15 protein-coding genes are annotated in these 16,129 nt (G+C 33.8%); 5 read left to right on the plus strand and 10 right to left on the minus strand.

Annotated elements, in window-relative coordinates; translation table 11 throughout:
* Nucleotides 1–317: 317 nt before the first annotated feature.
* Nucleotides 318–1,559: a 6-phosphofructokinase gene (locus JCM15579_RS07580; protein ID WP_218186102.1), complete on the minus strand. Its 1,242-nt coding sequence runs from the start codon at nucleotides 1,557–1,559 to the stop codon at nucleotides 318–320.
* Nucleotides 1,560–1,752: 193 nt separating this feature from the next.
* On the opposite strand from JCM15579_RS07580, the gene JCM15579_RS07585 reads away from it, so the two are divergent.
* Complete coding sequence (locus JCM15579_RS07585) at nucleotides 1,753–3,672, plus strand: alpha/beta hydrolase family protein (protein ID WP_054718076.1); 1,920 nt, start codon at nucleotides 1,753–1,755, stop codon at nucleotides 3,670–3,672.
* A 52-nt stretch (nucleotides 3,673–3,724) separates the two neighbouring features.
* Here the strand turns inward: JCM15579_RS07585 and JCM15579_RS07590 are convergent, their stop codons facing one another.
* A complete protein-coding gene (locus tag JCM15579_RS07590) occupies nucleotides 3,725–4,105 on the minus strand; it encodes a desulfoferrodoxin family protein (RefSeq protein ID WP_207784541.1) in 381 nt (126 codons plus the stop codon).
* A 64-nt stretch (nucleotides 4,106–4,169) separates the two neighbouring features.
* Nucleotides 4,170–4,802: a peroxiredoxin gene (locus tag JCM15579_RS07595; RefSeq protein WP_054718082.1), complete on the minus strand. Its 633-nt coding sequence runs from the start codon at nucleotides 4,800–4,802 to the stop codon at nucleotides 4,170–4,172.
* Nucleotides 4,803–5,105: 303 nt separating this feature from the next.
* Here JCM15579_RS07595 and JCM15579_RS07600 point away from each other — a divergent pair, with 303 nt between their 5' ends.
* The 3 genes from JCM15579_RS07600 to JCM15579_RS07610 are packed head-to-tail and all read left to right on the plus strand — an operon-like array spanning nucleotide 5,106 to nucleotide 7,688.
* Complete coding sequence (locus JCM15579_RS07600) at nucleotides 5,106–5,930, plus strand: alpha/beta hydrolase (protein ID WP_054718085.1); 825 nt, start codon at nucleotides 5,106–5,108, stop codon at nucleotides 5,928–5,930.
* A 43-nt stretch (nucleotides 5,931–5,973) separates the two neighbouring features.
* Nucleotides 5,974–7,056 carry a toxin-antitoxin system YwqK family antitoxin gene (locus tag JCM15579_RS07605; RefSeq protein ID WP_054718088.1) on the plus strand — a complete coding sequence of 361 codons (1,083 nt, stop codon included), beginning with the start codon at nucleotides 5,974–5,976 and terminating at the stop codon, nucleotides 7,054–7,056.
* 5 nt (nucleotides 7,057–7,061) lie between these two features.
* Nucleotides 7,062–7,688, plus strand: coding sequence for an MOSC domain-containing protein (locus JCM15579_RS07610; protein WP_054718092.1), 627 nt, complete (start codon nucleotides 7,062–7,064; stop codon nucleotides 7,686–7,688).
* A 49-nt stretch (nucleotides 7,689–7,737) separates the two neighbouring features.
* On the opposite strand, the gene JCM15579_RS07615 is transcribed toward JCM15579_RS07610, so the two are convergent.
* Nucleotides 7,738–8,499 (minus strand): hypothetical protein, encoded by a 762-nt coding sequence (locus JCM15579_RS07615; RefSeq protein ID WP_157471385.1) that lies wholly within the window; start codon nucleotides 8,497–8,499, stop codon nucleotides 7,738–7,740.
* Nucleotides 8,500–8,634: 135 nt separating this feature from the next.
* Nucleotides 8,635–10,152 (minus strand): M28 family metallopeptidase, encoded by a 1,518-nt coding sequence (locus JCM15579_RS07620; protein ID WP_054718098.1) that lies wholly within the window; start codon nucleotides 10,150–10,152, stop codon nucleotides 8,635–8,637.
* A gap of 174 nt (nucleotides 10,153–10,326) precedes the next feature.
* On the opposite strand from JCM15579_RS07620, the gene JCM15579_RS07625 reads away from it, so the two are divergent.
* Entirely contained in the window at nucleotides 10,327–11,046 is a 720-nt protein-coding gene (locus JCM15579_RS07625) for a protein-L-isoaspartate(D-aspartate) O-methyltransferase (RefSeq protein ID WP_054718101.1), read from the plus strand.
* A 14-nt stretch (nucleotides 11,047–11,060) separates the two neighbouring features.
* Here the strand turns inward: JCM15579_RS07625 and JCM15579_RS07630 are convergent, their stop codons facing one another.
* The 5 genes from JCM15579_RS07630 to JCM15579_RS07650 form a co-directional block, all read right to left on the minus strand.
* Nucleotides 11,061–11,564, minus strand: a complete 504-nt coding sequence (locus tag JCM15579_RS07630; protein ID WP_054718104.1) for a hypothetical protein — start codon at nucleotides 11,562–11,564, stop codon at nucleotides 11,061–11,063.
* Nucleotides 11,565–11,582: 18 nt separating this feature from the next.
* The gene (locus JCM15579_RS07635; RefSeq protein WP_054718107.1) at nucleotides 11,583–11,975 is read right to left on the minus strand and encodes a DUF302 domain-containing protein; all 393 of its coding nucleotides are present in this window, start codon (nucleotides 11,973–11,975) and stop codon (nucleotides 11,583–11,585) included.
* A 26-nt stretch (nucleotides 11,976–12,001) separates the two neighbouring features.
* On the minus strand, nucleotides 12,002–12,496 hold the full coding sequence (locus tag JCM15579_RS07640; RefSeq protein ID WP_054718111.1) for a DoxX-related protein: 495 nt from the start codon (nucleotides 12,494–12,496) through the stop codon (nucleotides 12,002–12,004).
* A 124-nt stretch (nucleotides 12,497–12,620) separates the two neighbouring features.
* On the minus strand, nucleotides 12,621–15,491 hold the full coding sequence (locus JCM15579_RS07645; protein ID WP_054718114.1) for a M56 family metallopeptidase: 2,871 nt from the start codon (nucleotides 15,489–15,491) through the stop codon (nucleotides 12,621–12,623).
* Complete coding sequence (locus JCM15579_RS07650) at nucleotides 15,484–15,882, minus strand: BlaI/MecI/CopY family transcriptional regulator (RefSeq protein WP_054718117.1); 399 nt, start codon at nucleotides 15,880–15,882, stop codon at nucleotides 15,484–15,486. Before JCM15579_RS07650 ends, JCM15579_RS07645 begins: the two co-directional genes overlap by 8 nt.
* Between the last annotated feature and the right edge of the window lie 247 nt (nucleotides 15,883–16,129).

Below are 16,129 nucleotides of genomic sequence, written 5' to 3' on the forward strand. Positions count from 1 at the left end.
AGTGTTACTTCGACGAGAGTCGTTCATTTAATACTTGAAAAGCAATAGAAAGGTTTATTTAGGAATTCTTCCCTTCTAGGGAAGATGGCAACAGCCAGAAGGGTGTATTTTTAATTATATGATTCTTATTTCACCCTTTTCCCTAGAAGGGAAAAACACAGCTTGAAAAGTGATAAGGTTCATCATTGTCTAATTAATACAGTTATTTTAACCTTTGATTGGCATATAATTATAAGAACAAAGGCAGTTGAATTACTCCAACTGCCTTTGTTATATCCTTACAATTATTAATTACTCATTACTAATTGTTCATTGATTTAATTCCAGTTCAAAATCTTTTTGAAAATGTAATTTTCTGGATCTGGAAGATACTCCTTAGCCGCTTCCATATCTTCCTCAGTTAGATAATGCAAGTTGTAATTCATTATATTTTGCACTTTTTCGCTGTTCACATCCACCAAACGAGGCTTCACTTTTCCGTTTTCATCTTCAACATCTTTCAAGAAAAGTGGAGCAACATCACCTTTAGGATCAACAGTTACCATACATTTCGAGTGACCTTGCTTGAATAGGCTGTAAACGCCATCACCAAGAAGAGTACAAAGGCTCAAGTCGAATCCGATAGGACGACAACAACGCAAACCGAAACCTAACTCAACCGGACGAGTTCCAATGTTTAGTCCGTAAGATTTGATCTTGCGCTGAATCAACATGTTAAATACGTGAGATTTACTTACGTTGAACAACTCAGGGTGACCGTGAGCATCATAAGTAAAGTTCACACCTGTACTTTCAATTTCTTCATCGCTCATAAAATGGAAAACACCTTCACTAATTACAGCAGCACCATAGTTCAAGCCTAAGATTCTACGCTTAATGATAGATGAGATCACCAATTGAGCAATTTTCTCTGCAGAGATAGCAGTTTTGTTGAACATCTCAGGGATGATAATCATTGGGAAATGACATGCAGCACCAATTCCGAATGCCAGGTGACCTGCTTCACGCCCCATAGCTGCCAAAACGAACCAGTTTTGAGAAGTTCTTGCATCTTCGTATACAGTTGTTGCAATCTTAACCCCTTCGTCTTTTGCCGAGTGGAATCCGAATGTAGGAGTTCCTTCTGGCAATGGAAGATCGTTATCGATGGTTTTTGGTACGTGAATGTTTGAAATGTTCACATTATTATCAGCCAAATATTTGCTGATTCTGTTTGCTGTAGAAGCGGTATCGTCGCCACCAACAGTAACCAATAGTTTTACGTTGTTATCAATAAAGAATTTGGTTGAAAAATCGCTGTCTTTTGGCTTAAAACGACTCATCTTAAGGTGCGAACCACCTTTGGTGAAAATTGCATCAAGAGTTACAAAGTCTAGCTCCTCCATTTTACGATCTTCAGAGAAAAGACCTTTATAACCTTCGTGTAAACCAATAACTCGGTAACCATTTCTTAAAAACACTTTACCAACGCTACTAATTACAGTATTAATTCCTGGTGCTGGACCTCCACCACACAAAATAACAACAGATTCTTTCATACTATTAGTCTCAAATATCATTTTTAAAAAGATTGGGCAAATATAGAGCTTTTGAATTGAATTGATTGGTTGCAAAAGCTAATTCTTGAACAGAATTAAATGATTTGAACAGGATATAAATATTTTGTAAAGCCAATACAATGTTATAAATTTATAACTGACACCACTCTCAATACTTAATTCTAAAAGTATTTCTAACCTTCATTTAAAAAATATGAAACGTAATTATCTGATTTTATTGATTTTTGTTGTTGCTCTTGTATCTTGTGAGCCAGCAAAAGAAAAGATTACTGTACCATCGTACAGTATCGAACAATTCTACAAAAATATTAGTGTAAGCGGAGGATCATTTTCTTCTGATAAATCGAAGTTATTGGTAAGCAGTAACGAAACAGGGATCTATAACCTCTTCGAAATCCCTGTTGATGGCTCACCTCAAAAACAATTAACTTCCTCCGAAAAGGAGTCTTACTTTGCCATTTCCTATTTCCCTAATAGCGATATGGTGTTGTTTTCGGCTGATCAGGGAGGGAATGAAAACAATCACATTTACATGAGAGACGAAGAAGGAAATATTACAGATCTCACACCTTTCGAGAATGCCAAAGCAAGTTTTTGGGGATGGGATCGTGATGAAAAATCTTTCTTTTATCAATCGAACAAGCGCAATCCTAAGTTTATGGATTTGTACCAGGTAAGTGTTGAATCAGTTCTTAATGGTAATCCAAATCATAAGTTAATTTACACCAACAATGATGGTTTTGATGTTGAAGCAAAAAGTAAGAATAACAGATACCTGGCACTAACACAAAGTTTGACTACTACAAATAATGAGATGTATTTGTATGACAGAAATACAGGCAAGCGTACGCATATTTCGGAACATCATGGAGATGCAAGCTATAATCCACAATTCTTCAGTTTAGATAATAATTACTTGTATTATTTGTGTAATGAAGATTCTGATTTTGTATATCTAAACAAGTACAATATTGAAACTGGAGAGAAAAGTTTGGTTTATAAAACCAATTGGGATGTTTGGTATGCTTATCACAGTTATAATGAAACTTATAGAATTATAGGTATCAATGAGGATGGCAAAACCAATATTAAAGTGGTTGAAATTGCAACAGGAAAAGAAGTTCAATTGCCTAAAATTCCTGGTGCCGATATCAAATCGATTAGCTTAACCAAAGATGAACAAAGAGGAAGATTGGTTGTTGGAACATCGGTATCTCCAAATAATATTTATGTATTTGATATGGGAGACAATGAAGCCAAAAAGCTAACCAACACCTTGAATCCTGAAATTGATCCGGCAAATCTTGTTGAAGCAGAAGTAGTTCGTTACGAATCATTTGATGGCCTTCCAATTCCTGCTATTTATTATCAACCAAAAGTTGCAAGTGCCGATCATAAAGTACCTGCTTTGGTTTGGGTACATGGTGGTCCTGGTGGACAATCGCGTGTTGGATATTTTTCGTTAATTCAATATATGGTAAATCAGGGTTATGCTGTTTTGGCTGTAAATAACCGTGGCAGTAGTGGTTATGGAAAGAAATTCTATGCTATGGACGATAAAAAGCATGGTGATGTGGATTTGAAAGATTGCATCTGGGGAAAGAAATTCTTAATTAATACTGGCGTTGTTGATTCTGATAAGATTGGTATTATTGGTGGATCGTATGGTGGATATATGACTATGGCTGCGCTTACTTATACACCAGAAGAGTTTAAGGTTGGAGTAAATATTTTTGGAGTAACCAACTGGTTGAGAACACTAAAATCAATACCTCCATATTGGGAGTCATTTAGAAAAGCTCTATATGCTGAAATGGGAGATCCTACAACACAGGATTCTGTTGCCTTGTATAACAAATCGCCACTATTTTTTGCTGATAAGGTAACCAAACCATTAATGGTGCTTCAAGGAGCAAATGATGTTCGTGTTCTTCAGGTGGAATCGGACGAAATTGTTGATGCGGTGAAGAAAAACAATGTTCCTGTGGAATACATCGTTTTCCCGGATGAAGGTCATGGTTTCCGTAAGAAGGAAAATGAAATTAAAGGGTATGGACAAATTGTGACTTTCTTGGATAAATATTTAAAAGGAAAGAAAGATCAAAAAGAATAAAAAAAGAAAAGGGAAACCAAACGGTTTCCCTTTTTACAAATCTATGAAATTGTTATTCTGAAACTTCAACTAGTTTCTCATCTGAATGCCATAATCCGTGTTTTGTACAGAAAGCAGTTGCAGTTAATTTCATTTTACGAGAAGGAACCACGTAAAAATCAACTTCGGTTTGGTTTGCTTCGCCACCAAGTACTCCTGAAGAGAAGTTAGCTTGAGTTAACATTTTCTCACCATCCCATAATTGAACCCATGCTACATAGTGATCGAAATCATCTGGATGAGCATAAGCATCACCTATTTTCACTTTTACCTTGAATTTTTCACCTTTTTTTGCTGATTCATCACAGTGAATGAAAGCTGAGTGTCTATCGATATAATCTTTTTTTGCTTCACCTTCGATAGTAGTGATATCTTGATAAGTGTTAATTTTCATGATATTGTATTTTTTTGATTTTATCCACCTAAGTGGTATAGAGATTAATTTTGTTTTTTAATTCTTAGTTCTTGCTTAAGTATTCTGCAACACCAGCAGCAGTAGCTTTCATAGCCTCTTCACCTTTGTTCCAGTTTGCAGGACATACTTCACCGTTTTCTTCAAAGTGGTGTAGTGCATCAACCATACGGATTGCTTCATCAACGTTACGTCCCAATGGAAGGTCGTTAATTACAGAGTGGCGAACAACACCTTGCTTGTCGATAAGGAATAATCCACGGTAAGCAACAGGAGCACCAGTCGAAACAGCATTTCCTTCAGTATCGTAATCATACTCAGAAGCCAATACTCCGAAGTTTTCTGAAATTGTTTTTGATAAGTCAGCAACAAGTGGGTAAGTTACACCTTCGATACCACCTTTGTTTCTTGGAGTATTTAACCAAGCAAAGTGTGAGAATTCTGAATCAACAGAACAACCTACTACTGCTACATTTCTTTTTTCGAATTCAGCTAATTTGTCTTGGAATGCGATTAACTCAGTTGGACAAACAAAAGTAAAATCAAGAGGGTAGAAAAAGAATACTACTTCTTGCTTTCCTACGAATTGATCTAAAGAAAATCCTTCAACAATTTGATTTCCGTTTACTACAGCGCTAGCCTGAAATGATGGAGCTTTTTTTCCGATTAAAGTTTGCATCTTAGAATTTATTTTAAAGTTTATTTTTCTTTGTTTTTGTAACGATACAAATGTAGAATTGATTTGAATAACGCACAAATTATATTAATCAGTAATTTTTATGCCTATATAGAGAGAATTAATATTGGGGTACTGAAACCATTTAAATATGCAGTGTTTCAGGCAAAACCAAAAAATGGAAAGTTCATGTGCTTCGAAAAATTTTTTATTGGTTGATAATTTTTAGTTTTGTAGAAGATACAATTTTATTCTGCAAATTATTTGCTCTTAATATAGATTTTATAAAAAGATAATATACTGAATATGAATGCCTCGAAATATTGTTTTGAAAGCTATAATGAAATAAAAGATACATCAGGTAAGGATGGAAAAATAAGCTTTTTTGTTTTCAATAGCAGTCCACGTTCCTGGGTTCCATATTTTGTTTATTTGCCACCCAATTTTTCAAAAGAAAGAAACTATCCATTGATAATTTTTATGCATGGACAAGGTGGAGACGAGACAACTTTTAATAAATACGTAAATGAAGAACAGCTTAACAAATGGATTCTGGATGGTAAAATTGAACCAGTTGTAATTGCTGGAATTCGTGGAGATAATTACAGAGAAAATGTGCAATGGTTTACCCCAGAGAATGAAAGTCTAATTGCTGGAGATATACAGGGAGAGTTTGTTAAGTATTGTCAGAATAACTTCAATGCCGGTCTTCAAAATAATAGTATTTCAATTGAAGGACACTCTCGCGGTGCAGCAGGAGCCATTCATTACTATTTGAAATATCCAGGTAAGTTTGCTTCAGTTGTTGGAATGGGATACGTTAGTGATTATACTTTGCCATTTAATAAAAAGTTGGCAGCACAAAATCTGGAATTATTAAAGGAGTTACAAATTCCTTTGCGATTGGAAATAGGTACAGAAGATAGTTTTGTGCTGACCAGAAATCGCAGATGCATTTATGATTTGCATGACTATTTGAACGAACTGAAATTGAATCATGAATTTGAAGTTTTGCATGGAGTAGAGCATAGGTTCGATTACTTTTGGCATTATTATACCGACGAAGGATTGATTAATGGATTACGACATTTAAAATTTCATGAAAAGGCCAGAAAATTTTTAAAGAAGTAACTTTAGGAATGAATATTGCTACATTCACTCAAAACACATTATTATGAAACCAAATCTACTTTTATTCTTTTGTTTGATCTTTTTTTCCTCATTAAGTCATGGACAAAAAACAGTTTATTTCGATGAAAACTGGCTTTCTATAGAAAAAGCTGATGCTAAATATTATAGTGTTATTTATCCCATCTTGGAGGGCAAATATCAGGTTAAAGATTATACTATTTCAGGTGCATTGCTATCCGAAACAGATTATTTGCCAAAGGTTGAATTAATTGAGTGGGAAAGATTGTATGAGGAAGGATTTCAGGAATTAGCAATTGAAGATGGCAAGTGTATTGAATATTTTCCCAATGGAAATAAAAAGAAGCAGTTTTCCTATAAAAAGGGAGTGCAGGATGGAAATATTCGTTTATGGACGGAAGATGGTAAATTACTGCGTGATTTTATCGCACAAAATAACATTGCCAATGGCTTGTATCTCGAATATTATCCGAATGGCAAGGCTAGTTTATCAGTAAACTTTAAAAACGACACTTTAAACGGACCTGCTGCCTATTATTATTCAAATGGCGAACTATCACAAAAAGGAAGCTTTGAAAAGGGTAAAAAAAATGGGAAGTGGACTTACTGGTCGGAGAATGGAGATGCAATTGGAACAGAAACCTATAGGAATAGTTTTTTTATTGAAGGACCAGATATCAATATCGGTTTTCCAAAAGGGAATTGGTGTTTGGAAGATCAATTTAAGGAAGGTAAGCTGTTGAATTTTGTTTTTTCCAGAAATGGAGCTGTTGAAACACTGGAAAGTGGAGTTGTTCCATCCTGTATTTTGTCTTTGGAATATATCGGAGAAGAGAATACACTGCTCGACTACTCATCATTTAAAAGAAGAAGGTTAACGGTTGATATTCATAAGGTAATTGCAAAAGAGCAAGAATTATTCTCGTTAGAGAATTCAATGGGGTATTTAGGTTCCTATAATGATGATGAAACGAAGAAACATACAGTTGTAGTTTTTCATTCCATTCAAAAAGGAATTGGCGTTGAAATGATTCTTGATATCAGACAAGAGGATTACGAGAGTCTGAAGAAAGAGGTAGTTTATATTTTAAGATCCATTAAAAAATAATTTCTATGAAAGTTGTGTCGACTAATAAAGGAACATCAGTAGAAATCAATTATCATGGAAAGCTGGTGAATACAGGCATGTATAAATTTCCGGTAGATGAAGGAATTTATTTGGGCAAAGAGGATGTTAAAGATGATTCTGTAATTGACAGAAGGTATCATGGCGGAGTAGACAAAGCGTGTTATTGGTATTCTACTAGTCATTATGATTTTTGGAAGAACAGATTTCCTGATTTGGAATGGGATTTTGGCATGTTTGGTGAAAACCTAAGCATTTCAGAATTGGATGAAGGAGAGGTGAAAATTGGCGATGTTTATGAGATTGGTGAGTGTTTGGTGCAGGTAACTCAACCAAGACAGCCATGTTTTAAATTAAACTATCGATTTTTTTGTGATAACATGGTAAAGGAATTTATTGAAGCTGGTTTTCCTGGTGTATACATTCGTGTTTTACGTGAAGGAAACATAAATAAAGGCGATGACTTGATATTGAAAGAACGAAACGAAAAAAGCTTGTCGGTTCGAGAGGTGTATCAATTGCTTTATCAGGTGGATAAAGATCCCTTGCTATTAAAAAAAGCAATTGAAGATAAAGCATTAGCAGGCAGTTGCAGGATTGATTTAAGCAAATAAAAAAAGGACGGTTTTCCGTCCTTTTTTTATTATTGGGAATATTATATCTCTAGTTGGCTAGTATAATCTCTCTAACCATAGCTTCGGCGTCAATGGCACTAACATCCATATTGAAACCGATTTTGTAGATCAAACCGTTGTACCAAGCATAGTATTGGTAAGATCCTGTAGATTCTTTATAAATTCTTTTTTCTGCTTCAACATATTTGTAATAGTCAAACATTCTTGGCCACATGTTATCATCTGACTTAGGCAAATAGTATAAAGTATCTGTATCGGTTAATTTTAAGTTTTGGTATCTTCTTTTTTCCAGATCCTCTTTCAAAGTTTCCAATTCCTTTTCACTCATTTCATCAAAAGGATTGTTTGGATGTTGAGTTACTGAAATCGTAAAGAAATCTTTGAAATTGGTGGCATAACTTTCATCATTCTCCAGATATGAGATTTGAATTTGAAATACAAGTTTATTTTTGTCATTCCAGGAAGTAACAATATTTGCTTTCTGGGTATTTACTTCAAAAGGCAATTCTGATGTAGAAATAAGATTGATTTTATTTCTCATTTCAGCAGGAATTCTGTTTAGAGCCTGACCAATACTAACAGGAACATAGTAGTCAACACTTTCCCTTTCTTTCAATATGTTAAAATCGTAATTGTAAGTGTGATCATAGCCTTCCACCTTGCTTAAACCAACTAATAATTCTTCATTCGGATCGATAAAACCAGTGTGTTTGTCATTTTCCGAACAAGATATTATTCCCATGAATAATAGCGCAAGACTAAGATATTGGCAGGATTTTTTGATACTCATAATTGTATGCTTATAGAATTCACCATGAACAATACAAACTTACGTAAAAAAAGAATTTATGTTTTCTTTTTGTTTAAGTTTTACTTAATCTTTCCGAAAAATTACTTCTAACAACTTAATGTGAATGCTTCTAATTTACTCTTGATTAGCCAATTCTATAGCTGTAAGAAAAATTAAACTACTTACTTTTTTAATGGCTTCATAATCTATTTTATCTGGAGTATCTGTGGTTTTGTGATAATCATTGTGTAATCCATTAAAATAAAAGATCGCGGGTATATTTCTTTTTACAAATGACGCTTGATCCGATGCAGAATAGAGAAAATTATCTGCAGTATCATAGGAATAATCCAATTCGAGTTTTGGATATTGATTGTTTATACTATCAGTAATTGATTTAAGCTTTGGGTCCAGATCATTTGCTCCAAGTAGGTATACAAAATTAAGGTTCTCATGGCGGTTATCCTTTCTACCCAGCATATCAATATTTAAATTGGTTTTAATATTGCTGTGAGGAAAAGTATTAGACTCTACAAAATATTTTGATCCCAACAGGCCTTTTTCTTCACCGGTAAATGCAGCAAATACAAAACTTCGCTTTAGTTGTAAACCAGCATCCACAGCTTTTTTTAGTTTTCGGGCAACCTCCAACAAGGCTGCAGTTCCCGATGCATTATCATTTGCTCCGTAATATATTTTTTGTCCATTCATTCCAATATGATCGTAATGAGCGGATAAAACGATGTATTCATCCTTCTTCTCAGTTCCAGGGATACAGGCAATTACATTTTCCGTTGATTGCAAATTGTACTCGTTTTGAAGTACTACATCAATTTTTAGTTTTTCATCGTTTTTTATTTTGAAAGGACTACCATTGATACATTTTTTAAGATCTTTTACTTTTACCTTTAGGATTTTAGCAACAGCTTTAGCACTGATAGGGCCTTGATAAGTACTAAGCATTCTATTATACCTGTTATATTGTTCAGGTTGAGCTAGTGAATCGAAAGGAATATTTAAAGGGAATCTTTTGGGGTGTAAAATTTGTCTCCTACTAAACATGTTTTTTTGTCTTTGCATAACCGTTTGAATCTGATGAGGATTCAGCGGATTACAGTAAAAAACGATATTACAATTGGTTTTATTAATGATATCAAGAGCCTTTACAGGACCAGCATATAAATTGGATGTGAGAAACAATACTGCCTTATTGGATAAGTCTTTGTTTGTATACGAGCTATCAGGTGCTGTTCCTAAATAAATTAAATCAAGATCATCTGCTTTAAAACTTTTGTATCCAGATAATGCAAAATCTTCGTACTCGCTAAGTTTTTTTCCATTGACAGAAAGATTTAGACCTGGAACTGTTTTGGAGTAGATTGAAAAGTTTTGAAAATAACTCAAACTATCGGTTTGCATTTTGTAGCCAATTAAGCCTGCTTTTTTGAACTGTTTGTAGATGTATACAGCTGCCAATTTTTGACCATTCTTGGCTGTTTCTCTACCTTGCATTTTTGCTGAAGCCAATTCATATACATCATTTTTGATGTTTTCTGCCGATATGTTTCGAGAAAAATCAACAATATTGAATTGTTGTGCGATTAGTTTAATTGAAATAAGAAAACAGATGGATAGAATTGTAAACTTCTTCATATTATAGCGCTTTAAAGAGACAAAGGTCAATTGTGAATTTAATAAAATAAATCTCCTTTTTAGTACATCTGCGATAAAAGATGCATGCAAGGACATTTCGATAAGCACTAATAAAGTCGTAAATTTATAGTATACAACTAATAAGGTATATTTCAATATCAAAAATGGGATAAAATGAACTTTAGTTTAATATACGGTTTGGTTTTGCTTATTACTGGTATTGTTATTCCTGTGAGACAAAATGTTCAGAAAATGGATTTTAAAGAACAGAGGTTTAAAATGGTGGCTGAACAGATAAAATCCCGGGGAATAAATGACTCGGAAGTAATTAAAGCCATGCAAAAAGTACAACGGCATTTGTTTGTGCCCCATTATTTGCAGAAGTATGCTTATCAAGATCGCCCATTGCCAATTGGACATGGACAAACCATTTCACAGCCATATATTGTTGGATTAATGTCTCAATTGCTAGAGGTGGAAGAAGGAGAGAAGCTATTGGAAATAGGAACGGGATCAGGTTATCAGGCCGCTATTCTTGGAGAATTGGGTGGAGAAGTGTATAGCATAGAGATTGTAAAACCATTGCAAAAAAGAGCAGCTTTTGTTCTGGATTCTTTAAACTATGAAAATGTTAATACCCGATATGGTGATGGATATTTAGGTTGGCCGGAAAAAGCTCCTTTTGATGGCATAATTGTAACTTGTTCGCCAACAAAAATACCACAAGCTTTGATTGATCAGTTGGCTGAAGGAGGAAAGCTTGTGATTCCTGTTGGCTTAAAATATGTGAAAAAATTGGTTCTTCTTGAAAAGAAGAAAGACGAAGTGATTCAACGCAATGTCATACCCGTTAGGTTTGTACCAATGGTTGATGCAGATGGAAATATATATTAACCAAAATTAGTTTATCAATTTGATTTCTTATAAATCCCTTGAAATTGAACATTCCAACTCTTCCCACTATCCGTAGTTGATTCCCAAACTTGTTTCACATTGCCGTTTGTTAGCTGTGTCCATGTTATTCTGTGTTTGGAGTTTGGTTCACCCATATTAGAGTCTAAGCCACTGGTAAGAACCATTTTGCCATCGGAAAACTCACCTGTAAGAAGAAGGTTGTTACCATTCTTATCAATCCATATTTGGTGCCATTTGGCTGTTTTTGGATTATAGAAACTGTAACTGGTACCGGTAAAATTTTCTTTCTCAGAAACCCAATTCTCCTGAATTACATTTTTATTTTGGAGAAATACGATTTTATTCTTGCCAACTAAATTTTCTTCTGTATAAACATCCCAGTCACCAACCCAAAAGTCAAACTGGCGGGTTGGATCAACAGGTTTATTTTCTTTTTGTGCGATGATAGAACTGGGGATGCAAATAACAACAATAATTAAAATTAGAAATGATTTCATATTTAAGATTTTTGTGTGTTATTCATCAAGATAGGTAAGACTACGCTCCAGTTTTTTCTTTAGCTCGATGGCAAATGGCTGCAACTCTTCGTTTTCAATTACATTAAAAGCAGCCGTAGGATCCATAATTGAAATATCTACATGACCATTATCCTGCTCAATTACTGTAATATTACATGGCATCATTATTCCAATTTGATCTTCAACTTGGAATGCCTCGTAGGCAAATGTTGGATTACATGCACCAAGAATGCGATATTTTTTAAAATCAACATTAATCTTTTCTTTCAACGTTGCAGTCACATCAATATCTGTTAAGATTCCAAATCCTTCTGTTTGTACAGCTTTGGTAATTCGTTCAATAGCATCATCGAAGCTAAAGTTTGTACTTCTTTTAATATAGTAGCTCATATTTTAAATTTTAGGTTTGTAATTGGTTATATATCATGTTTAAATCGATCTGTTTGAAGTCCCTTTCTTGGAGACATATCACATACTTTAAATAAAGTCCATATTAATATAGGAAATGATAAGATTCTAACATATCCTAGAATGGGTTCATATTCTGGGCCTAATGGTCCAGGAATGTAATCCATCATCATAAAAATGCTTAAGGGTATAAATAGCGCGAGAAGGATCATTAATAATATGGCAGCTTCCTTGTATACTCTTCGGATTAATAAGCCAACTCCACAAATGATTTGTATAAATCCTGAAATACTGGTGGCCGTATAGGTAGATTTAAAAATAGTTGAGAATAGGTGACTAAAAAATATTGGGAACATAATATGCAAAGCGCCTACGATGATTGCAGCAATACCAAATGCAAAACGAAGGTGCTCGTTTCTGGAAAAAGCTTTTAGATAATTGCTGAATATTGAAACAATTCTAATAAGGATATAGCTTGATAATATCACAAGAATTAGAAGCATGGTTGCATATTTTTATATTCTCATCATCAAGTTACGAATTTGTTATTCTGCTTGCAAATCAGAGTATACTATAAAAAAAGGATCACTTTTTCGTGATCCTTTGTATAAAATTGATATTGAGTTTTTATTTTTTTAATGTAATCTCAATAGCTCCTTGTTTCCCTTTTTCTCCATACTTGTCAATGGTTGATTTATCCTTTAAGACATTAATACTTTCGATATCCTTGGATTTAATGAAATCCATTTCTTTTCCAGAAATAATCTTACCATCCACAACGTAGATAGGGCTATTTTTTCTTAGCTTTCCCTTAATTTTAATGGAAGTGTTGTCAACATCTTCTTTATTTTTTAGTGAAACAAGTACAACTCCATTTTTACCATTTTCACCAAACTGCTCAATTGCCGATTTATCCTTTAAAACCGTTACGCTTTCGATATCATTTTGTGACAATTTATTTAAGGCTTTTATTGTTGTTTTCTTTCCGTCAACAATGAATAAAGGAGCATCTTTTCCGGAAAAGTTTTCTAAACGAAACTGATTAGACATTTCATCTGATTCACCTTTACTTGTAACAAGCACAACACCATTTTCAGCAGCTTTTCCATATAAGGCAGTGGCCGACTCATCTTTTAATACAGTTACACTTTTATAACTGCTTGAATCAAGCTTTTTAAATTGTTCATAATCCAATGGTTTACCATCCAAAATAAAAAGAGGGTTCTTTGCTCCTGAAACTCCTTTTACTTGAACCAAATGCGCTGTCTTTCTTTTATTTTCAATGGTATTAATAATTATGGCTCCGTTTGATGCTTTTTCACCATACAAATCGGTTGCATTCTTGTCCTTCAATATTTCAATGGAATTAATGGTACTTGGCTCTAAAGATTTAAAAGTGTTCTTGTCGATTACTTTTCCATCAAGGACAATAAGTAAATTCTCACCTTCATAAAAACCCTTAGTTCTAACGGATTGATTCTTATTATTTTTTTCTTGTTTGATTTGTTCTTCAAGTTCTTTTCTGTACTCAGGAGTGTTTAGTTTTTCCAAATGCTTTTGAATGCTTTCCCTGCTTCTTTCAAGTTTTTCTTGAAGTTCCATTTGATATTTGGGAGAATTAAATTTTTCAATCTGCTTTTTTATGGATTCTCTTTGTTTTTGAAGCTGCTTTTCAAATTCTCCTGATTCCATTTTTTCAAGATGCTCTTGAAGAGATTTCTGAGATCTTTCAATGTTTTTCTTCAACTGCTCTTTAAATTCTTTGGAATTAACTTTTTCAATTGTCTCTTGAATTCTTTTCTTAATTTCAGCTTTTTCTTTTTCATTAAGCTTTTTGTCAGATTCAATTTCTTTAAGCTCATTGCTTAGTTCTTCCTTCTGAAGTTCTTTTTCCAATTCAAGTTGCTTGATTAAATTCTGATTTGTTAACTCCTCAAGTTCTTTCCTTAATTCAGCTTGCTGCTCTTGCATTTCTTTTTTAATCTGCTCAACATCCAAATCCTTAAGAGCATTTTCCATTTCCAGACGCATTTTATCAAAGTTCATTTCTACTTTGACATCCTGTAATTCCTGGGCAGCCTTTTCTAATTCAATTTTTTGCTCCTTAATTATTTCGTTTACTTTTTTCTGGAGCCACTCTTTTGATTTTAAAGAATCTTGAGGAATCTCAAAATCAACATCAAAATCTATCGGAAATTCCTCTTCTGAATTCACTTCAGCAACAGGTTCAAGCTCGATTTCAGGTGCAATTTCTGCTACATCCTCCAGTTCTATTTCAGGAGTAATTTCAACTACATCTTCAATTTCTGATTCCACTTCAACAATTTCAGTTGATTCAAGCGTCTCATTTGCTTTTTTGTTCTTTTTAGATTTCCTTTTCTTCTTATCAGGAGCAAGGAGCATAGCATCAGATCCATTTTGTTGATTTTGATCTAACACATTAATCTTTGAGAAAAATTGCTTGCCAGTTAATGCATTGCCCGAAATGGCAAAATTCGAAATCAAAATGAATCCACTAAGAAGAAGAACAAATAAACCACTAAAAACGATTTTGTTTGTCTTTTTCACCGAAGGTTTTTGTCTCACAATTCGTTGTACTCGATTTAATAGATTATCCTTTTTACCTGATAATCCCAATACCAATTCGAATCTCTTTTTTCTAATTGCTTCCATATTATTTAATGCTTTAATTAGGGTTAAGGATTCACCACAAACCTTTACCGCCAGATCATCACAAATGTGTTCTCTTTCGGTATTAACCACAGAAGATAGCCACCAAACAACAGGATGATAGAAAAATAACAATTCTATTATGCCTTGAATAAATTGAAATAAATAATCGTGACGCTTGATATGCGCCAACTCGTGTGCTATAATAATTTCCAATTGATTTTCTGGTATTCCGCTAAGCATGCTTACCGGCAGCAAAATCATAGGTTTAAAATATCCTACTAAGGATGGAGTTTGAACATAGCCAGACTCCAACAATGTAATGTTTTGATTTAAGTTGAGCTTTTGACTGAGCTTATCGGCAATGATTTGCGTCTTTTTCGATACCGGATAGGTGAGGTGTTTACGTAATTTTATGGTTTGCAAATAATTGAATGTCATATGACATGAAAGAATACAAACACCAATAATCCAAATATTCACCATTATTGGAAAATACCTGTCGATATGTAAATTTTCAAAACTAAATTGATTTAGAGTTTCAGGACTACTATTGAGAAGATACAACAGTAGTTCAGGACTTAAACTTAGATCGGAACCATTGTTATGATTAGATAATGGAAGGTAATGGAAAAATGTAATGGCAAAGCTCACAAATATAAAAGCCAAAGCTAAGCTTGCCACTCCATATCTTAGTTTGGCATTATCTTTTGATATAAATCGAAAAAGAATCCAAACGATAAGTCCAAAAATCACAATTTGCCATACTGAATGCAGGAGGGTCCATCCCAAAGCATCAACCAATTTGTATAAACTAAAACTATTCATGGGATTCAGACTTTTGTGATGATTCGATGTCATCAATTAAATTGCGAATTTTATTCAGTTCTTCGGTACTGCATGTTTTATTGCCCAGTGCTTGCAATACCATTCCTGATGTTGATCCGTTGAACAGGGTAGATATGAATTTATCTATGAGAAGATTTTTGGTTTCTTTTTCTTCCACAATAGCCTCATAAATATGAGTTCGAGAGTTTTTTTCTCTGCGAAGCATATTTTTTTCCGTCATGATTTGCATCACCTTTAGAGTTGTTGTGTATCCAACATCTCTTCCAGTTTTTAATTTTTCGTTTACAAAACGTACTGTCGACGGACCATAAGTCCATAATACTTGCAAAATCTCTAATTCTGCTTCGGTTGGCTTAATCTTCTTTGGCATTTTGTGGTGAATTCCGTTATACGATTAATTTCGTAGATAAAATTATACGAAAGATTTCGTAATACAAAATATTAGTACGATAATTTTCGTAGTAAGCACTCTTTTTTCATTTTTTTAACATTTGAGAGTTTTGTCTAGATTCTTTATTTAAAACTTTTTACCCTTTACTTCCACCTTTTTTTTTTGTATTTTAATAGTTCCCTCTAATGCTTCTAAAATAGGGGTGAAAGTGAGAAAAGAAAGGTAT

Origin of the sequence: Marinifilum fragile JCM 15579, assembly GCF_001310955.1 — a bacterium.
GTDB classification, from domain to species: Bacteria; Bacteroidota; Bacteroidia; order Bacteroidales; family Marinifilaceae; genus Marinifilum; species Marinifilum fragile.